This is a genomic window from Achromobacter sp. K91 (assembly GCF_003576205.1).
In the GTDB taxonomy this organism is placed as follows: Bacteria; Pseudomonadota; Gammaproteobacteria; order Burkholderiales; family Burkholderiaceae_B; genus Achromobacter; species Achromobacter aegrifaciens.
Genome location: NZ_QWFB01000027.1, coordinates 199,053 through 218,442, shown reverse-complemented (window position 1 = coordinate 218,442; position 19,390 = coordinate 199,053). Strand labels below are relative to the sequence as shown.

Genomic DNA, 19,390 nt, shown 5'->3' with positions numbered 1-19,390 from the left:
GTCTTGCTACCCGGCCTGATGCGCGCTGCCTGTCTCCAGCCAGGCCAGGGTGTCGCGCTTCAGGTTGCGGCCGCAACGCGTCAGGAACGCATGCACTGCCTCCAGTTCCGCGGTGTCATACCCGCGCGCCGTCGTGGCGATGGCCTCGGCGATCCACTGCCGTTCCTGCGCCAGCGCCTGGCACGATTCCTCGACCGGCCGGATCACGATCATCCGGCGGTCCAGCGGGTGGCGGCCGCGCTGGACATAACCGGCCGCCTCCAGCCGGTTGATCAAGGCGGTCGCGCCGCCGGAGCTGATGCCCATCAACTGGGCCAGATGGCCGGTTGGAAGGGCATCGAACTCCATGACCAGCTCCAGCGCCTTCAGATCCGCCAGGGGAATGCCCAGCTTCTCCGCCAGGGCCGACTGGCATGCCGCGTTGTAGGCGGCGAACTGCCGGCCCAGCAGCAGGACGATTTCGTCCAGCATGCCGGACCGCCGGTTGCTTACTGCTGATTCAGCCATGCCGGTCACATGCTCGTGGTGAAAGTAGGTCTGTTGTTGCAGCATGATGTGGGTTCCTGGCGGTTGCGATGGATTACTTCTTGCCGGCCAGGCCGCCGAGCAGTCCGCCCAGCAGTCCGCCGCCAGCAGCGCCTCCCGCCGCACCGCCAGCCGTACCGCCGACGGCGCCGGTCACGCCGCCGAGCAGGCCTGTCACCGGAGCCAGCAGACCACCATTGGCGCCGCCAGTCGCGCCGCCCACGGCTCCGGTTACGCCACCCAGCAGACCCGTCACGGGCGCCAGCAGGCCACCCGTGCCGTTGGCGCCGCCGGTCAAGCCGCCCGTTACTCCGCCCAGGCCCAGACCGCCGGTGAGCGAGGCGACCGCGCCCGTGGCGTTGGCCAGCGTCGAACCCAGCGGATTGGCGTTGCCCGGCGTGGCATGCAGCAAACCGCCCGCGCTGGCGACAGCGCCGCCAAGTCCTTGCAGCACGCCGTTCAAGCCCGGCGTGCCGCCCGGCAACGCGCCGCCCAGATTCGTGACCGTGCCACCCAGACTGGTCAGCAGGCCGGCCACTGGCGCGCCCAGTTTGGTTGCATCGCCCACTTGCTGCGTCAGGCCCGTGACCTTGCCGGCCAGCGGACTGGCGGTGGGATCGAGCGCGCCGCCCACCCCGGCCAGCACGGGCTGCAGGCCCAGCGGCAGCACGTTGTCGACCGTCTTGCCGACATTGCCCAGCGCGGGCTCGAGCAGCGGGGTGGTGGGGCCGCCAAGCACCCCGCCGGTCACTCCGCCCACCACCTGGGTGATGGGCTGCAACAGGCCCCCCTGGCCCGACAGCGCTCCGGTCAAGGCGCCTACCGCGCCGGTGGCGTTGCCCAGCACGGTCGTCAGGGGATTCGGATTGTTGGGATTCGCGTTCAGCAGGCCGCCTGTGCTGGCCACGGTCTTGCCCAGGCCGTCCACGAGGCCGCCCACGCCGGCACCCAGGCCTCCGGGCAGTCCTGAGCCTTTGACGTTGCCGCCCAGGTCGCTGACCAGGCCGCCTACCTGTCGGACGATGCCGTCGGCCGGCTGCCCCAGACCGGTAGTCGCGCCGATCTGCTGGGTCAGGCCGACGACGGTGTCGGCGACCGGCTTGATCGTGGGATCCAGCGCCTTGCCCACGCCGCTCAAGGTCGTGTCCAGATTGAGGGGCAGGGTGTTGTCGAGCGCCGCGCCGGTATTGCCCAACGTGGTTTCCAGCAGGCCGCTCACGCGCGGCGGGTTGGTGCCGCCGCCAGGATCGGTGCCGCCTCCGGGGTCAGTGCCGCCGGGGTTGGTCCCGCCGCCGGGGTTGGTCCCGCCACCGGGATTGGTACCACCGCCCGGGTCGGTGCCGCCGCCAGGGTTGGTGCCGCCGCCGGGGTTCAGACCGCCGCCGGGATCCAGGCCGCCACCGCCAGGATTGGTCGGAATGTCCGTCCCGGGCAGGCCCGCGGTTTTCTTTCCGCCGCCGCCACCGCCGCAGGCGGCCAGGGCGCTTACCAGCGCGGTGGCAAGGACGGTGGCGGTCAGGACGCGTTGCAGGCGGCGCGTGTCGGAATGGGTATGCATGGCGAGCTCCTTTGGTTGGAAGAGTCAGGCGTCGAAACAACCCGATACGCTTCCTCATGCACAAACCATGCCAAGATTTTTCAGGCCCGCTTCAAGACGCCTGCTTCGGTAAATTCTGAGGAAATAAATCGCTTCATTATCAATGGGATATGGCGGTGATTAAGGGTTTTCCTTAAATCTGGAAAATCCTCATTTTTGCGATCGCCAGGAGCCTGCGAATGTTACGGAAAGCCGCCCATCCGACGTAACGTTACGGCGGGCGTTACGTAACGCCGGTGGCGTCGCCCAAGAAAAAACGCCCGTCATGGCGGGCGTTCATCGGCTTGGCGGGCGCGCTGTTCAGGACGGCTAGAACGCGTCGTAAAACAGCGAATAGTTGGCGTTGAAGCGCACGTCGCGGTTGTCGTTCACGGTGGCCGATCCCACCGGCTTGGCCACGTTGAAATCGAACAGATAGTATTTGTCGTCGGTAAAGCGCAAGCCGAGAGCCACGGAAGACAGGTGCCGCTGGTTCAAAGTCTGCAGGTCCTTGTTGTTGTACCAAGTGCGTGCGTAGTCGACCAGGGCGTAGGGCTGCACGCTGGAAAGGTATTCCCAGCCCACGCCGAAGCGGCGATTGATTTCCGCCGATACGCCGACGCCCTTGTCGCCGCTTTGGTCGCCCTGCGGATAGCCCATGGCGTAGCGCCAGCTACCGTACGAGATCTGTTCGGACGACGGCAGGATATTGCTGGAGTACTGCGCCGCCCCCGAGAAAACCAGGCCGATCTGGGCGGGCAGCACGAAGGTCTGCCTGGCGTTGAGGTTGTAGCGGGTGAAGTCCAGGTCCAGCAGCGGGGTGGCGGAATAACCGTAGTTGGTCGCGATGTCCTTCTTTGCCCCCGCCGCGTCGAACCCCTTGGCCACGCTCAACGTGACGTCGGTGGCCTTGGTCTCGGACACCTGGATGTAGCGCATTTCGGCGGTCGCCGCACGCACCTGCGCATCCTGCTGCAGCCACCGGTCGGTGCTGTGTGCCTCGTACCGGTCCTTCGAATTGGCCGCGTATACGCCCAGCGTTCCCGTCAGCGATCGGGTGTTGTTCAACAGGAATGGATAGCTCACGCCAACCCCGATGCGGTCGTTCTTCACGCGGCGTTCGAAGCCCAGCATTTCGATCGCGTCGTCCTGGGGCCGGGCGTCGTAGTGGTAGCCGTCGATCTTGATCGCCAGGCCGTCCGCACCAATCGGCACGCGGATTTCACCCGACACGTACTTCACGTCATCGGTATTGAAGGGCACCGAGGCTGTCAGCTTCACTTGCTCGCCCAGGGGCGTCAGGCTGTTGGTCGCCAGGTTCACGATGGGCTGCATGCCGGTGCCCAGGTCTGCGATGCCGCCGGTCAGGCTGACGGGCTGGCGGCTGGCCGCCAGCACCAGTTCGGTCGCGCCGTCCGCGCGGCGTGGCAAATCCAGGCTGGGCGTGAACTTGACGCCGGGCACGGTGCGCATCAGGTTCAACTGACGTTCCAGCGTGGCCTGCTTGAGCGGCCTTTCTTCCTGCATCGGCGCGGCCAGCGCTTCAAGCCGGTCCTGCGCATTGCCGATGTCGCCTTCGATCCGCACGTTGGCGATGTAGCCCTCGACCACTGTCACTACCACCAGGCCGTTGGCAAAGGTCTGGTTCTGCAGCAGCGCGAAGGAAAGCGGAAAGCCCTTGTCGCGGTAGAGCTGCGTGATCTTGTCGACTTCCTGGACCAGCTCGCCCAGGCTGATTTCCTTGCCAGCCAGAGGGCTGAGCAATCCGGACACTTCCTCGAATGGAATGGCGCGCACGCCGCTGACGTCGAAATTGCGCGGCACGATGCGTTGAGCCAGCCGGGCCTGCAAGGCCAGTTGTTCCGGCGTTGCGGTCTGGACGTAGGGCGGGGGTTGCGTTGCCGAGGGCGGACGCTCCAGCCGCGGCATGGCGTCCACCGGGTTGCCGCGTAGCGGGCCTTCCGCCCTGGCCTGAGAGCTGGCCGCCAATATGCACAAGAGGGCGAGGCAAATCGGACTCGCCGGAAACATGCGTCTCTTGCCTTTTTCGTCTCTCATTTCCGCTGGCGCTTCTGAACGGATAGCTGATCCCGATCGAGTATCGGATGGAAAAGGGCTGCAACAGTGTTAGGAAAAAGTTGCATTTGCCGGTGCGCATATGGTGCCAGCAATCCCGGCAGAATGACAATTAATTTCAAATTCCGCCTCCCTCGGCTCATCGCGTCGACATTATTTCGGAATATTCTTCCGCTGCGGAAACTATTTTCGGGTCAAGATAACCGCCGTTCAGCCGGATTTAATAATGTTTTCGAAAACTTAGGAGCGTTCGTTACACATCTTATGTCGCAATATAGCGAAATTCAGTGAAAACCCTGATGTGTATGATTTGGCAATATATAAACTAAAGATACGTATCAAAAATACGCAAAATGTGTGGCCCGCCCGGAGGTCAAGATGGCTGGGGATTACCGCAAGAATTGCTGCAACTGCCTGACGGCCGCGTATTGCCGTCATGGCTCGCCACAAGCGGGGCATTCATGAGCCCGGGCGATATCGTTCCGCTTTCATTCAATGGCGGTCTGGTGGCGCTTTCGTTCCTGATCGCCGCCTTGGGTTCGTATGTGGCCCTGCTGGCCGCAGCCGGTATTCGGGCAGAAACCCAGGACGGCGAAATCCGCATCGGCTATATCGTCATCGGCGCGGTGGCGATGGGCGGCGTGGGTATCTGGAGCATGCATTTCATCGGCATGCTGGCGCAGAACCTGCCGTTTGAAGTGGGTTACCAGGTCGGCCTGACGATACTCAGTTTCGTGGTTGCCGCAGGATTTTCCGGCTGGGCGTTCTGGTATGTCGGCCGCGAACGTTTCAGCTTTCTCCGATGCCTGGTCGGTGGCTGTGCCGCAGGGTTTGGCGTGGCCTCCATGCATTATGTCGGCATGAGCGCGGCGCGCATGCCGGCGGTATTGCTCTGGAACCTGCCGCTGGTGGTTTTGTCGGTGCTGATCGCCGTCATCGCGGCTACCGCGGCCTTGTGGCTTGCCTTCAATACCCAGAATGAACGCCAGCGCATCGGCGCAGCCGTTTTGATGGCCATCGCGGTTTGCGGCATGCACTACACCGGCGCGGCCGCCGGCGCCGTCATCTGCACGACCCAGAATGACGCCGTCGGCCTGCATATCGGCGGCGCCAAGCTGCCATACATCGCTTTCGCGCTCTCGATCGTCACCTTGTTCCTCATGCGTTGGCATTTGCAGCGCGCTTCCGAACGCTTTCGCGCGCGCACGGCGCAGCGCATCGACTCGATCATTGAATCGGCACCTGGCGCGGCTCCGGACAGATTGCCCGGAGCCACGCCAGGGCCGGGTTAGCTGGACCCTGGACGCGCGCCGCGGGAATCACGGCGGCGCGCAGGCAGTTCCAGGCTTTAGGGGGCCCTGCTTCTTGAAGAATGTTGAAGAACGGCCCCAGTCATCAATCGAGACCCATGGAGCTCGACATGAAAGCGACACTTGCGCAGTTCTGGAATGACGAAGACGGCATCACCGCCCTGGAGTACGGGCTGATCGCGGGAATGGTGGCGGTCGCCCTCATTGTCGCAGTGGGGGCGTTTACCGGGTCCTTGAAGGGCATGTTCGAGGAACTTGGCACCAAGCTGGACAACGCCAAGACCGGTACCACCACCCCGCCTCCGACCTGAGCCGCAACCCGTTCGCGCCGTGGCGGCGGTGAGTCGCTTGCCGCCGCGGCGCGTGCCCGCAACATCGCATCACTTGTTTGAAGGAGTCCGCGCCGATCCGGCGCGCCCGTTGTCGCATTCGTTTTTTCAGAAGGTCTTAGCCTTGTATCCAGGGGTAGTGCTGTGGTGGCTGTTGTTCACATGCTGGATTCTGGCGCTGATCCACGCCGATCTGCGCTATCGCCGCGTCCCCAACCGGCTGATCATCGCGGGACTTGCGGGCCAATTGCTATGGCTGCTGGCGGCCTTGCTGGCGCCTGGCTGGGCCTATCCGCCGCGATGGTCGGGATGGTGGATGGCGCTGGCCGGCTTTTTGGTCGCGGCGCCATTCCTGCCCTTGTGGCGCAGGCGTCTCATGGGAGCAGGGGATATCAAGGCCATCGCCGTGCTCGGACTGCTGCTGGGCTTCGCGCCGCTGATGGTGACGCTGGCGCTGGCCAGCGTGCTGGCCGGCCTGCATGGCTTGCTGTATCTGGCGGTGTCCCGGGTCTGGGCGCTGAGCAACCGGGCGCGGCAGATCCCCTATGCCGCGTATCTGGGCCTCGCCGCCGGCATCGCGGTTCTTATTCCGTGGAGTTCGCCTTGGTATTCGTGGTGTTCTTCCTGGTGTTTTACGGGATCCTGACATATTCCCTGGTGGTCGCCGCGCAGCATTCCGTGACCTTGGCCGCGCAGGATGGCGCGCGCAAGGTCTTGCAGTGGCAGGCGGGTTCCGCGTCGCTGACGGCGCGAGCCGACGCCGGCCGCGATTCCGCGCTGTACCAGGCGGAGTGGATCAGCACGATGTCCGCCGCGCCGGTCCAGGTGGCGGTCTGCGGCAGCGCGGGCGCGCTCAGCAGCGCGGCCGGCGGCGCCTGCAGCGGCATGCCGTTGGCGCAGGACCAGATCGAAGTCACCGTGTCCTACGCCTATGGGGCCCATCCGCTCATCCCCTCGGTGCCGCTGCTGCAGGCGGCGTTGATGCCGGCCTCCAGCGTGCTGAGTGCGCGCGCCACGGTGCATCTGGGCAATGCCCTGGGCGGGGGAGGCTGAGATGCGAGCCTGCGTGCAACTCCCTGCCGGCCAGACTTCACGCAAAGGCCAGCGCGGCATCGCGGCGTTGGAGTTTTCGCTGACGCTCACCTTGCTGCTGCTCTTCATCTGCGGCGTGGTCGGATTCGGCGCGCTGTTCTGGATGCAGCAGCAGTTGGCCGCCGCCGCGGCCGACGGCGCGCGCGCCGCGGTCTACGCCCGCTTCAGTGGTCAGGCCGATGTGCCTGCGGCGGCCTGCCTGGCGGCGATGGGCACCTTTTCCGCCGGCTCGGCGGTGCTGTGCAGCACCACGCGCGCGCCGTGTGCATGGACTGGGGCGGGCGGCAGGCCAGCCGATTGCGCCACCGTCGCCATGACCTACAACACGCAGTCCTGGCCGCTATTGGAGACCGTGCGAGGGCTGATCACGGCATTGCCGGGCACGAACCGGAACTGGATACCCAACAGATTGCATTCGCAGGCCGTCGTGCAGATATCGCAGGGGACACCATGAGCAGTCTGAGCAAGATCATCGCGGGCATGTTGCTGGTGGCGGGCCTGGTGCTGGCCTTCGTGGCCTGGCGGCTGGCCTCGGCGCCCGCGAGTCCCCCGACCAGCGTGGCGCCTGCGCCTGTCGCGGCGACGCCGGCGGAACCGCTCAAACTCCATCCGGTGGTGGTGGCGCGAGAGCCGATTCCGGCCGGTTCGCGCATCGACAGCGCAAGAATGCTGACGGTGGCGCAGTGGCAGGTTGCACTGTCCGGCGGGTTTGCCGACGTCGCGCCGCTGGAGGGCGCGGTGACGAAGGTCGACATCGCCGCAGGCGATCCGATAGTGCCCAGCCTGTTGACGCAGGGCCTGGCGCGCCAGCTCAAACCGGGCGAACGCGCGGTCGCCATCGCGGTGGACGAAGTGATCGGCGGCGGCAATCGCATCGTTCCCGGCGACATGGTGGACGTGTTCTTCATGATCGAGAAAAGCGCCGAAGTGGCCGTCGGCCAGGCCCGCCTGCTGCAGTCGCAGGTGCGCGTGCTGGCGTATGGCAAGGCGACGGTGGAAGGGCCGGACGAAAAGTCGGCGCTGCAACAGGGCGGTCCCGGCCAGCCGGCGCGCACCGCGGTGCTGGCCGTGCCGGTCGATCGCGTCAACGAGCTGATGCTGGCCAGCCGCGCCGGGCGCCTGCAGTTGGCTTTGCGCCCGGTGGGCGATGACAGCATGCCCGACGCGCAGTTGTTCGCCCAGCGCGGCACGGTGCTGCCGGTGCGGGCCGATCTGACCCCTGCGCAGCGCGAATCGCTGCTGACGGGACCGAACCGCGCCTATGCCGGCGAGAGCCTGGTGCAACTGGACGGCACGACGGCCGCGGCGCTGGCGCCCGCCGCCCGCGCCGCCGGCCGGCCCCAGGGTTCCGGCGGCGGCAGGACTGTGGAAATCATCCGAGGAGAGAAATCCGAGCGCGTGCGCTATTGAACGGGGCTGCGGGCGGACCAGGCGCTGGCCGCAGCCGGACTTATTCCATCATCGGGTCCAGCACTATGAAGAAACATCAGCGCACCACCATGATTTGCCTGCTGTCGGGCGCGGCAGCGATGATGCATGGCGCCCTAGGCCTGGCACAGACCGCAGCGCCCGCGGCAGGCGCGAATGCGCCGGCCCGCGACATCTCGATGGCGGTGAAGGGACAGCAGACCCTCATGCTGGATGGCGGCGCGCCCACGCGCATCGCCATCGGCGACCCGGATGTGGCGGACGTGAAGGTATTGCCCGCTTCCGGCAAGCGCGCGGGCTCAGTACTGCTCTATGGCAAGAAGCCCGGCACCACGCAATTGCAGGTCTGGTCCGGCAACAATGCGGCGCCGCAGATATGGAACGTCCGCGTCGGCGGCAGCGTGCAGGGCGCGTTGGCGAGCCGCGGCCTGGGCGGCGGCGCCAACGTGGACATCGCCGACGGCCATGCCGTGGTGTCGGGCCACGCCGAATCGCAGCTGGGGCAGATCGCGTCAGCCACCATGGCAGCATCCGCCGTGGGCGGGGAAAAGAATGTGGTGGACATGTCCACCGCAGGCGCCGGCGGCGTGGTGCAGGTGGAAGTGAAGGTCGTGGAAGTGTCGCGCTCGGTGATGAAGGCGGCCGGCATCAGCTTCACGGCCAGCAACGGCCCCTGGAGCGGCGGCAGCTCCACGATGCCCGCCAGTCTGGGCGGCGCGCTGGCTTCGGGTTTCTCGCTGTTCTACGACTCCAACAACTTTGCGGCGCGGCTGCGCCTGCTGCAGACCAATGGCATGGCGCGCGTCCTGGCCGAGCCGACCCTGGTGGCCCTGACCGGGCAGAGCGCCAGTTTCCTGGCCGGCGGCGAGCTGCCGATTCCGCAGGCCGGCGGCCTGGGCACGGTCAATGTGACCTTCAAGCCCTTCGGCATCGGCCTGACCGTCACGCCGACCGTGCTCTCGCGCGACCGCATCTCGCTGAAGGTCGCGCCCGAGGCCAGCGAACTCGACTACACCAACGGCATCGCCATCAATACCAGCGCGGACACCAGCACCATCATTCCCGCGTTGCGTACGCGCCGCGCTGATACCACGGTGGAACTGGGCGATGGCGAAAGCTTCGTGATCAGCGGCCTGGTATCGCGCCAGACCAAGGCCATGGTCAACAAGGTGCCCATGCTGGGCGACCTGCCCATCATCGGCGCGTTCTTTCGCAGCGTTGATTACTCCCAGGAGGACACCGAGCTGGTCATCGTCGTGACGCCGCGCCTGGTGCGCCCCATCGCGCGCGGCGTGGCCCTGCCGCTGCCGGGAGCCAAGCAGGAACAGACGGACACGGCATTCAACGCTTGGGGCTATTACCTGACCGGCCCGGTGGGCGGCCAGCAGATGCCGGGCTTTTCACGGTGAGCAATATGAAGACACATGCCAGCGAATGGGTGGGCCTGCAAAACGGCACGCGGTTCCTGTTCTGCTCCCAGGGCAACGCGGTTGCGGCGCAGTTGGGACAGGCTTTGGGCGACCTGGGGATGCTGACCCAGGAATCGCCGCGCATAGAGGAACTGGCGCGGCGCCTGACGGAGATCGCGCCGCAGGTGGTGTTCCTGGACTTCACCCTGAGCGACGACGAGCCTGGCAAACTGTTCAAGTCCGCCGAACTGGCGCGCTTGCTGGCCCGCATTGCGCCGACGTTGCCGCGCGTGGCGGTGGGCTTCCTGAGCCAGCCGGAAGGGGCGATCGCCGCCTTGCGGGCAGGCGTCAGCGATTTTGTCGATCCCTCGGTTGCGCCGCAGGAAATCAAGGAAGTGGTGCAGCGCCTGCTCGACCGGCAGTCCGATGGCCGCATGGACGGCACGCGCCGCAGCGTCGTGCTGCTGGGCGCGCGTCCGGGCGTGGGCGCCAGCACCCTGGCCGTGCATCTGGCGGGCATGGTGCAGGACCGCCTGAAGCTTGCGCACGGCCAGCGCGCCGCTGCCTTGGGAGCCAAGGCGGCCAAGCCTTCCGGCGAACCGCTGCCCTTGTCCAGCCGCGTGGCGCTGATGGACCTGGGCTGGCCCGTGGGCGATTGCCAGCTCTATCTGAATATCGGCGGCGACTTCGATTTCGCCGAGGCGGCCCGCAACCTGCGCCGCCTCGACTCGACGCTGCTGGGATCGGCCATGGCGCATACGGCAAACGGCTTGAGCGTACTGTCGCTGCCGCGAGACCTGGGCCAGATGCGTGACGTGTCGCAGTCGGATTCGCTGCTGGTGTTCGAGCGCATGCGCCAGCACTTCTCGGTCGTGGTGGCCGATGCGGGCGGTTTCAGCAATCCCGAATTCGTGTCGGGGTTGGCGCGCGCCTCGCAGCTGAACTGGATCGTGACCGACCAGAGCGTCGGCGCGCTGGTGTCGCTGGCCGGCGTACTGCAGGAGCTGGAGCAGCAGCACGTGGACCGGCGCAGCCTGGGCCTGATCGTCAACCGCTATGACGAACGCTACGGCATGACGGCGCAGCAGATCGCCGAACGCTTCCAGCTGGAACTGGTGGGCACGCTGCCGGACCGCACGCTGCCCCTGATGGTGTGCACGAACCGGGGCCATCTGCTGCACGAAGAGGCCGAACGCGATGTCTACGTGCGCGCGGTGCAGGCGCTGGCGGAACGCCTGTGCGCCGAAGAGAACTCGCCTGGCGGGCGGGCAGGCTGGCTGGCCACCTGGCTGCCCGGCGTGCACCGCCGCATGGTGGTCGGTTGACGGACAGACAGACGGACGGCTACGGGATCCGACATGATCATGACAGCGACGATAGAGTTCGGCGGCGATGGCGACAAAGGCTTTTCGGCGTCGGACCGCTACCAGGAAGTGAAGACGGCGGCGTACGAGCACCTGCTGTCCCGCATCGAGGAGCTGGGTGCGGAGTTCGGCCGCTGGGCCAGGTCGGCGATCCAGGAATTCGTGGACATCGAGGTCGCGAGCTTCGTACGCCTGCGCCGAGTGCCGATCAACGAAGGGGAAATGCGCGCCATTGCCGAAGCGCTGACCAAGGAACTGGCCGGCCTGGGCCCCCTGGAGGATCTGCTGGCGGACCCGGCCGTGGAGGACATCCTGATCAACGGCTATGACAATGTCTTCGTCTCGCGCCGCGGCGTGCTGGCCCGCGAGACGCTGCGCTTCACCGACAATCAGCATGTGCTGCGCATCGTGCGCCGCATCCTGGCGCCGATCGGCCGACGGCTCGACGAGTCCAGCCCCATGGTGGACGCGCGCCTGCCCGACGGCGGCCGCCTGAACGTGGTGATCGAACCATTGGCGGTCGACGGCCCCATGGTGTCGATCCGCAAGTTCCGCCAGGACCCGCTCAAGCCGGCGGACCTGCTGACCTTGGGCAGCTTCGATGAAGAGATCTACCGACTGCTGAACGAGGCAGTGAAGAACCGTTGCAACATCCTGGTGTCCGGCGGCACCAGTTCGGGCAAGACTTCGCTGCTGAACGCGCTGGCGTTCTTCATTCCGGAAACGGAACGCGTGGTGACGGTGGAGGACACCGCCGAACTGTCGCTCAACCATCCCCACGTGGTGCGGCTGGAGTCGCGTCAGGGCGGCTTTGACGGCAGCGGCGCCGTCAGCATCCGCGAGCTGATCCGCAACAGCCTGCGCATGCGGCCGGACCGCGTGGTGGTGGGCGAAGTGCGCGGCGCCGAGGTCATGGACATGCTGCAGGCCATGAACACCGGACACGAGGGATCCATGGCGACCATCCATGCGAACTCCCCGCGCGAATGCCTGTACCGGATCGAGATGCTGGCCGGTTTCGCCGGATTTCAGGGCAGCGAGGACAGCCTGCGCAGGCAGATCGCCAGCGCGCTGGACTTCATCGTGCAGATCGGCCGCCTGTCCAACGGCAAGCGCCGCGTGCTGTCGGTGACCGAGATCACGGGCATGGGCGACAACGTGATCTCCACCCAGGAACTCTATCGCCACGAATCCTACGCAACGCAGGATGGCGAGGAGAAAGATCGCTGGAACTGGCTGGGCATTCATCCTCACACGCCCAAGCTGGCCAAGCTGCGCAACGAGGCGCGCGCCAGCGACAACCCGCCGGACGACCGCGATGGCGGGGGTGGCGGATTCTGGAGCAGGAGGCGCTGATGCAGGAAGCCCTGGCGCTTGCGAGCCTGGCCGTGGTGCTGACCATAGGAGCGGTGCTGCTGTGGCGCCATGCCGACCGCCGCGCCCGCCGGGCGGCCAGTTCCGCCTTTCTGGAGAGCCAGCTGCAGCGGGGCCGCGACGAGGCCGCCGCCGACGCGCCTTTCGCTGAGAACACACGTGAGTTCCGCAGCGGGTTTTCCGGTTGGGACCGCTTGCTGCGCCTGGCCGGCCTGCGGCAAAGCGCCGGCTTGTATGTGCGCATCGCGCTTCCCGTCGTGGTCGGCGCGGCGCTGGCATGGACATTCCTGGGGGCGCTTTCCGGCGCGGTGACCCTCCTGCTGCTGGCGGTGTTCGCCTACTTCCTGCTGTGGCTGAAGGCCGACAAGCGCCAGCGGCGCATGATCTCGCAGCTGCCCGCGTTCCTGGACAACATCGTGCGCCTGCTCACCATCGGCAACAGCATGGGCGCCGCGTTCCAGACGGCCGCCGCCGCTGCCGACGAACCTTTGCGCGAAGTGGTGGAGACGGCGGCCGGCCTTAGCCGCTCCAAGGAGCTCGACGCGGCCCTGGCGCACGTGTCGCGCCTGTATGGGCTGAAGGAGCTGTACATGGTGGCGGCGGTGGTGTCGTTGGCCCTGCGCTTCGGCGGCCGCAGCGACCAGGTGCTGGAACGCATGGCGGCCTTCATGCGCGACGTGGCGCAGGCGCGAAATGAACTGACCGCCAGTTCGGCCGAGGTCCGCTTGTCGGCCTGGATTCTGGCCTTGCTGCCGGTGGGCATCGCGGGCTTCATCATCGTCGCCAACAACAACTTGTTCATGGGCCTGTGGCAGGACCCGCAAGGCTTCAGGATGCTGCTGACCGCGGTCTGCCTGCAGATCGGCGGCTGCTATTGGCTCTATCGCATGGCCAAGGCCATTTGACCGGAGGGGCGCCATGCAAATCCTGCAATCCTGGAACGCTTCCACCGTGCTGGCGATGGCGCTGATGCTGGTGGCGGCTGGCCTGGTGGTGCTGGGCCTGGGCATGGCGCGGCGCCTGCGCAGCCAGGGCCGCAGTCGCCAGGTGGTGGATCAGGCGCTGGCCGCGCGCGACGGCGCGAGGGCGTCGGCGGCCGTGCGCAGCGAAGGCGGGCAGGGCAGGCTGGCGGCGGCCGCGCGGGCGGCCGACACGTTCGGCAAGCGCCTGAGCGAAGGCCGGCTGGCCGATGCGCTGCTGGCCGCCGAGGACCGCAAGCTGGTGGACATGGCCGGCTATGCCAACCCCGGCACCGCGCGTTCGCGCTTCGTCCTGATCCGGCTTGGCCTGGCGATCCTGCTGCCCGTGGCGGCGGTCATGCTGGACTGGCACAAGCATCTTCCGGATATGCCGCTGGGCGCTTTTGTCGTGGCCTTCGTGGCTTTCGCTGTCGGCTACATGCTGCCCAAATGGATCGTGCAGCGGCGCCTGGCGCGCCGTCGCAGGCAAGCGGCCGATGAGTTGCCCTTGCTGATTGACCTGTTGCGCCTGTTGCAGGGTGTGGGCCTGTCGATCGACCAGAGCCTGCAGGTGCTGGTCAAGGAGTTCGGCCAGGTGCTGCCGGTGCTGTCATTCGAATTGCGGCTGGCGTCCGAGCTCTATGTGCGTGGCCGCACGCGCGAACAATCGCTGGCCAGGATGGCCACGGGCTTCGACAACGACGACCTGTCCGCCATCTGCCGCCTGATCGCGCAGGTGGACCAGCACGGCGGCGCGGTGCAGGAGCCCTTGAACCGCTTCGGCGAACGCCTGCGCGACAAGCGGCGCCTGGAACTGAAGGAGAAGGTGGGCAAGACCACGGTCAAGATGACCGGGGTCATGATCGTGACGCTATTGCCCGCGCTGTTGATCGTGACGGGCGGGGCTGGGTTCATCGCGGTGTTGCGCGGTTTGTCGCGCATGGGGGGGATGTAATGAACGGCGCAACGGAAAGCAGCTCGCGCGCATGGCGCTGCGTGCTTGTCGTCACGGTGTTGGCGGCGGGCGCGGGGTTGAGCGGATGCAAGACCAACAACGCGGAATCCGCCTGGCAACTGATCCAGCAACAGCAGCAGGAGCAGGCGCTGTTGCGGCAGAAGGAGGACGAGGCCCAGAGCAAGAGCCGGCCCAAGGAACCCGAGATGATGCTGTCCATGATCGTCGAGGCGCAGCGCCAGGAACGCTATTTCGCGTCGCTCGCGTACATCGACGGCTATCAGCAGAAGTACGGCAACGACGCGCGCGTGGCCGTGCTGCGCGCCGAGGCGCTGCGCCAGACCGGGCAGGCGGCGCTGAGCGAACAGGCCTATCGCGCGCTTACCGCCACCGACCAGGCGGCCGAGGGCTGGCACGGCCTGGGTCTGATCGCCGGTTCGCGCGGGCAGTTCGACCAGGCGGCCGATTATTTTTCGCGGGCGGCCAAACTGGCTCCCATGGACGCGCGCATCCTGGGCGACCTGGGCTATGCGCGCCTGCGCGCGGGCGATCCGGCGGGCGCGCGCGTGCCGCTGGGGCAGGCGGCCGAACTGACGCCGGAAAGCGGCAAGGTGCTGGCGAACCTGGCGGTGTTGCTGCTGGTCGAGGGCGATCCGCTCAAGGCGCAGCGCCTGATGGAGCGGGCGCAACTGAATGAAGAGGCGCGCGGACAGGTGCTGCGCCTGGCCGCCGAGATCCGGGGCCAGCTGGCCCCGGCGGCGGGCGCTTCCTATGCGCCTGCCACCCGGGTGTCCAGCGGCGAACAGGCCGTCATGCCGTTGATGAGCCCCTTGATGGACGGCTTGGGTAACGGACCCATCGTGCGCTAACCCCGTTTTGAGGAAGACTGCCATGTCCCATTCGACCCAGCACGCCTTGTTCATCGTGGCCTGCGCGCTTGCGGCGCAGGCGCCCGCGGCCGTCCTGGCGCAATCCAATGCGCCGTTGACGGGCAGCATGTCGGGCGCCGCGGGCAGCGCGCCGTCCGCTCAGGCGCCTGCCGCCGTGTCGGCGCCGGAACCTGTGTCCGCCATGCCGGAGCGGGCCGTAGTGCAGCAGGTGCAGACTCCGCTGCCGCAGGCGCCCGCCGCCGCGCCTGCGGCGCAAGAAGGCTTTGGCGACGTGACGCGCGGGCTGCTGGCGGCGCAGGCCGACGGGCGGCGCGCTGGCAATGCCTTGCCCGTGCTGGGGCCGGTGTCTACCGCCGCCTGGAACCGCTATCTGGAGAGCTTCAAGCATCCCATTCCCGTGTGGTTCGACCGGAATGTGGAAATTCCCAACGTCCAATAGGTTCCGGGCGTTGGTATTCCCCGCCGCATGCGGGTATGGAGTCGCAAGAGCATGTCAGCCGGCCGTCCACATCCTTCCTCGCCGTCGCGGCAACGCGGCAGCATGACCGTCGCCGTCGTCTTCGCGGTGCTGGTGGGGGTGGTGTTGCTCGGCGTGCTGCAGCTTGGCTACGGCTTCTACATGAAGCGCGAAATGCAGAAGGCGGCGGACCTGGCGGCGCTGTCGGCCGTCCAGGTGCTGAGCCTGGGCTCCAGCGCGGATTGCGCCCGGGCCGCCGCCGCTGGCCGCGCTTCCGCCCTGGCCAATGTGCCGAACATCCTGGATGCGTTCACGGCCGCCGATTTCACGGTGGAATGCAAGGTGTGGGATCCGACGCGGTCCGATCCCTCCGGCATGCACGTCTTCGACGCGGCGGGCGGGCAGGCCTATAACGCAGTGCGGGTAGCGGCGCGCAAGCAACTGGCCAATCTTATCCCTGGCGTGGGCGGCGTCACGGCGTCGGTGGCGGCGGTGGCGACCAACACCCAACCCGTGGCGACCTTCACAGTGGGGTCGCGGCTATTGCGCCTGGAACGCGGCGGCCTGCTGTCGCAGCTGCTGGCCACGGTGGGGGCGTCGCCCACGCAACTGGACGTGCTGGACGCCGCCGGCCTGGCCAATGTCGGCATTACGCCGGCCGGCCTGCTGGAGGCGCTGGGCCTGCCGCTGTCGGTGGCTGCGGGCGTGGGCACGCCCGAGCAATTGACGGCGCTGAGCAACCTGACCCTGGGTCAGCTCTTGCGCGCCACGCTGAGCGTCATCGACAAGCAGAGAACCGCCAACGCCGATGTCGGATTGTTGAGCGAAGCCATCAACACGGTGTTGGACTTGATGCCGCTAAACCTTCCTGTGAAGCTGTTCGGCGATGGCGGCGTGCTGAATCTGAACGTGGTGGGCGGCGACCCCACCGCTGCCTTGCAGGCCCAGGTCAACGCGCTGAACATCCTGGAAACCGGACTGGCCATCGCCAACGGCAGCAACCTGATCAATCTGGGGCTGAGCGTGCCGCTGCTGGGCCTGGACGCCCGGGTGCGCATCGTCGAGCCGCCTGCCGTGGGCGTGGGCGGTGTCGGCGCGCAAGCCATCAGCGCCGGCATACGCGTGTATCTGCGCGTCAACACCAGCAACATCCCGCTGGTCGGGCCCTTGCTGGCCAACACCCTGAATACCAAGGTGGATCTGCCCATCATCATCGACGTGGCGCAATCCACAGGTACGCTGCGCAAGCTGTGCGAAGCGCCGCTGGCCGAGAACCAGGCGATGATCGATGTGACGTCGGCTGCGGCCAGCGTCTGTCTGGGCCGCTTCCCCGGCATGGCGTCAGCCACCGACCCGAGCGCCGCGAATTTCCAGTCGCTCACGAACCGCTGCGAGCCCAGCGCATTCGGCGCCATAGGACGGCATCAGGTCTTGAACGTACTGGGCATATTGCCGCTTACCGCCCGGGTCACGCTGCCGGTGTTCAGTTCCTCGGCGCCCGTGTCGGTGACGCTCACTGCGCCGCCATCGCCCAACGCCACCGCCACCGTCAATGCCACCAACGTGGACCTGTCCAAGCTGGCCTCCAACCTGACGGACGCGCTGATCGGGGGCATCCTGGGGGATCTGTTCAAGACCGGCACCCCGCTGACCGAAACGCAACGCACAGAGCTGGCGACGCAGTTGGTGGGCGGAGACAAGAACAACGCCGGCAAGACCATCTCCAAGGTCGTCAACGACATGCAGTGGTCCAAGACGGCGATGGACCAGCTCGGGGCGCGTCTGACCACGGGTGGCTTGACGGGGGTGTTGGGCGGCACGCTGCAACTGGTTGGCGGCATCCTGAACTCGCTCTTGTTGGCCCCCCTCAGCGACGTGACCTGCGCGCTGGCGCTGGTGCCGGACGCGATCCGGCAGTGCCGCGTCAACGCCGTCGGCGCGCTGGCCTTGAACGGCAGCGGGCAGGTGGGCGGCGTGCTGTCGGTCGTCATGGTGCTGCTGGATCCCTTGCTGAGTTCGTTGTCCGTGGCGTTGCAGCAACTGCTTAATGTGCTGGGCCTGAGCGTGGGCCAGACCGACGTAGCGCTGATTTCCGTGGATTGCGGCAAACCCCGCCTGGTGTATTGATGATGAAGCCTCTGACCCCTGTCCTTTCCATCCCCGCATGGTCCAAGCGATGAGCCAGAATTTCGCGCGCGAAGAATTCGACGTGTACGTCTGGGAAGGCACCTCCGACATTGCCAGCCGCGCCGAGCGTTGCCTGGCGGGCATGGACGTGTCGCTGCTGCGGGCGGACGCCGGCACCGCGTTTCCGCCGCCCCGCGACCTGGCGCGGCCTGCGGTGGCCCTGGTGTCGGTGTCGGTGATGGGCGACAAGCGCTTCAGCGGCTACGACTGGCTGGCGGCCCAAGGCCTGCCGGTCATCTGGGTCGCCGCGGAAGCGCGCGGACGCGACCCGCGCTACTACCCGCCGGAATACTCCTACACGCTGCCGCTGACCTTCACCACCGCGGACCTGCGCAAGCTGTTGTATGAGCTGCTGGGCACGCTGAATCAACTCAATCGCGCCGCGCCCCGGCGCGAGCAGCCGCTGATCGCCGTCTCCGCGACCATGCGGGACCTGCTGGCGGAAGTGGACATGTATGCAGACTGCCGCAGCAACGTGCTGATCCATGGTGAAACCGGCGTGGGCAAGGAACGCATTGCGCGCCTGCTGCATGAGCAGGCCGCCTGGTTCGACGGGCCCTTCGTGGCGGTCAACTGCGGCGCCATTCCGGAAGGCCTGTTCGAGGCGCATTTCTTCGGCCATGCCAAGGGCGCGTTCACCGGCGCGATCGGCGCGCACAAGGGGTATTTCGAGCAGGCCAGCGGCGGCACGCTGTTCCTGGACGAAATCGGCGACCTGCCACTGTACCAGCAGGTCAAGCTTTTGCGCGTCCTGGAGCAGAACACGGTGACGCGGCTGGGCTCGACCGTGGAAGTGCCGGTGGACTTCCGCCTGGTCGCCGCGACCAACAAGGATTTGCGCGTGCTGGTGGGGCAGGACGAGTTCCGCGCGGACCTGTATTACCGGCTGGCGGTGATCGAACTGCGCATACCCAACCTGGAGCAGCGCGGCCCGCAGGAGAAGGCGGCGATCTTCCGCGCCTTGCTGCAACGCCTGGGCGTGGAGGACGAACCGCCGCAGTGGTTGCTGGAGCGCGTCTCGCGCACGCGCTACGAGGGCAATGTGCGTGAACTGTCCAACGTGGCCGAGCGCGTCGCGATCGTGCGGCGGCAGCTCCAGGCCTGGGACCCGCCGCGCATCGAACGCATCTTCGACCAATTGGCCGAGCCGCTGCACTCTGCTCCAGCCTCGGCCGCCGCGAGGGTCGAGCCCGCCGCCTTCACCGATGCCGAGCGCGCAGAACGCGAGCGCGTGCTGGCGGCGCTGGACGCCAACGGCTGGCGCCGTCAGGATACCGCCCACACCTTGGGCATCAGCCGCAAGGTGTTGTGGGAAAAAATGCGCAAGCTGCAACTCGGGACGGGCCAGGGCGAACCCGCCGATGGTCTCGCCGAGACGACGATGTGAACACGCAATAGGTAATGCCCCGTAGTGGGCGACAGTTGCGGAGCCGGCGCATGTAAGCGGGTCTGTCCCGGC

The 19,390-nt window shown here is 66.9% G+C and carries 18 protein-coding genes; 15 read left to right on the top strand and 3 right to left on the bottom strand.

The window, feature by feature from the left end; genetic code table 11:
• Nucleotides 1–6: 6 nt before the first annotated feature.
• From DXK93_RS10510 to DXK93_RS10500, 3 genes are all read right to left on the bottom strand, one after another.
• The gene (locus tag DXK93_RS10510) at nt 7–552 is read right to left on the bottom strand and encodes a MarR family winged helix-turn-helix transcriptional regulator (RefSeq protein ID WP_119450020.1); all 546 of its coding nucleotides are present in this window, start codon (nt 550–552) and stop codon (nt 7–9) included.
• Between the two features lie 28 nt (nt 553–580).
• Complete coding sequence (locus DXK93_RS10505) at nt 581–2,083, bottom strand: collagen-like triple helix repeat-containing protein (protein ID WP_233564533.1); 1,503 nt, start codon at nt 2,081–2,083, stop codon at nt 581–583.
• A gap of 348 nt (nt 2,084–2,431) precedes the next feature.
• Nucleotides 2,432–4,030 (bottom strand): ShlB/FhaC/HecB family hemolysin secretion/activation protein, encoded by a 1,599-nt coding sequence (locus DXK93_RS10500; RefSeq protein ID WP_370126546.1) that lies wholly within the window; start codon nt 4,028–4,030, stop codon nt 2,432–2,434.
• Between the two features lie 608 nt (nt 4,031–4,638).
• Here DXK93_RS10500 and DXK93_RS10495 point away from each other — a divergent pair.
• The 15 genes from DXK93_RS10495 (at nt 4,639) to DXK93_RS10425 (ending at nt 19,318) form a co-directional block, all read left to right on the top strand.
• A complete protein-coding gene (locus tag DXK93_RS10495) occupies nt 4,639–5,469 on the top strand; it encodes an MHYT domain-containing protein (RefSeq protein WP_054453023.1) in 831 nt (276 codons plus the stop codon).
• Nucleotides 5,470–5,597: 128 nt separating this feature from the next.
• A complete protein-coding gene (locus DXK93_RS10490; RefSeq protein ID WP_054453678.1) occupies nt 5,598–5,798 on the top strand; it encodes a Flp family type IVb pilin in 201 nt (66 codons plus the stop codon).
• A 142-nt stretch (nt 5,799–5,940) separates the two neighbouring features.
• Nucleotides 5,941–6,462, top strand: coding sequence for a prepilin peptidase (locus DXK93_RS10485; RefSeq protein WP_082400946.1), 522 nt, complete (start codon nt 5,941–5,943; stop codon nt 6,460–6,462).
• Complete coding sequence (locus tag DXK93_RS10480) at nt 6,408–6,869, top strand: TadE/TadG family type IV pilus assembly protein (RefSeq protein ID WP_082400878.1); 462 nt, start codon at nt 6,408–6,410, stop codon at nt 6,867–6,869. The genes DXK93_RS10485 and DXK93_RS10480 overlap by 55 nt, the downstream gene beginning before the upstream one ends.
• A 13-nt stretch (nt 6,870–6,882) precedes the next feature.
• Complete coding sequence (locus DXK93_RS10475) at nt 6,883–7,362, top strand: TadE/TadG family type IV pilus assembly protein (RefSeq protein WP_233564532.1); 480 nt, start codon at nt 6,883–6,885, stop codon at nt 7,360–7,362.
• The gene (cpaB, locus tag DXK93_RS10470; protein ID WP_119450018.1) at nt 7,359–8,318 is read left to right on the top strand and encodes a Flp pilus assembly protein CpaB; all 960 of its coding nucleotides are present in this window, start codon (nt 7,359–7,361) and stop codon (nt 8,316–8,318) included. The genes DXK93_RS10475 and cpaB overlap by 4 nt, the downstream gene beginning before the upstream one ends.
• A 65-nt stretch (nt 8,319–8,383) precedes the next feature.
• Entirely contained in the window at nt 8,384–9,745 is a 1,362-nt protein-coding gene (locus DXK93_RS10465; protein WP_119450017.1) for a type II and III secretion system protein family protein, read from the top strand.
• Nucleotides 9,742–11,070 (top strand): MinD/ParA family protein, encoded by a 1,329-nt coding sequence (locus DXK93_RS10460; RefSeq protein ID WP_054453015.1) that lies wholly within the window; start codon nt 9,742–9,744, stop codon nt 11,068–11,070. The genes DXK93_RS10465 and DXK93_RS10460 overlap by 4 nt, the downstream gene beginning before the upstream one ends.
• A 33-nt stretch (nt 11,071–11,103) precedes the next feature.
• Complete coding sequence (locus DXK93_RS10455) at nt 11,104–12,465, top strand: CpaF family protein (RefSeq protein ID WP_054453013.1); 1,362 nt, start codon at nt 11,104–11,106, stop codon at nt 12,463–12,465.
• Nucleotides 12,465–13,388, top strand: coding sequence for a type II secretion system F family protein (locus DXK93_RS10450; RefSeq protein ID WP_119450015.1), 924 nt, complete (start codon nt 12,465–12,467; stop codon nt 13,386–13,388). The genes DXK93_RS10455 and DXK93_RS10450 overlap by 1 nt, the downstream gene beginning before the upstream one ends.
• A gap of 13 nt (nt 13,389–13,401) precedes the next feature.
• Nucleotides 13,402–14,397 carry a type II secretion system F family protein gene (locus tag DXK93_RS10445; protein WP_054453008.1) on the top strand — a complete coding sequence of 332 codons (996 nt, stop codon included), beginning with the start codon at nt 13,402–13,404 and terminating at the stop codon, nt 14,395–14,397.
• The gene (locus DXK93_RS10440; protein WP_054453006.1) at nt 14,397–15,266 is read left to right on the top strand and encodes a tetratricopeptide repeat protein; all 870 of its coding nucleotides are present in this window, start codon (nt 14,397–14,399) and stop codon (nt 15,264–15,266) included. The genes DXK93_RS10445 and DXK93_RS10440 overlap by 1 nt, the downstream gene beginning before the upstream one ends.
• Nucleotides 15,267–15,288: 22 nt before the next feature.
• Nucleotides 15,289–15,726 (top strand): DUF3613 domain-containing protein, encoded by a 438-nt coding sequence (locus tag DXK93_RS10435; protein ID WP_054453004.1) that lies wholly within the window; start codon nt 15,289–15,291, stop codon nt 15,724–15,726.
• Between the two features lie 102 nt (nt 15,727–15,828).
• Nucleotides 15,829–17,871: a pilus assembly protein TadG-related protein gene (locus DXK93_RS10430; protein ID WP_119450014.1), complete on the top strand. Its 2,043-nt coding sequence runs from the start codon at nt 15,829–15,831 to the stop codon at nt 17,869–17,871.
• Between the two features lie 49 nt (nt 17,872–17,920).
• Entirely contained in the window at nt 17,921–19,318 is a 1,398-nt protein-coding gene (locus DXK93_RS10425) for a sigma 54-interacting transcriptional regulator (protein WP_054453672.1), read from the top strand.
• Nucleotides 19,319–19,390 lie beyond the last annotated feature (72 nt).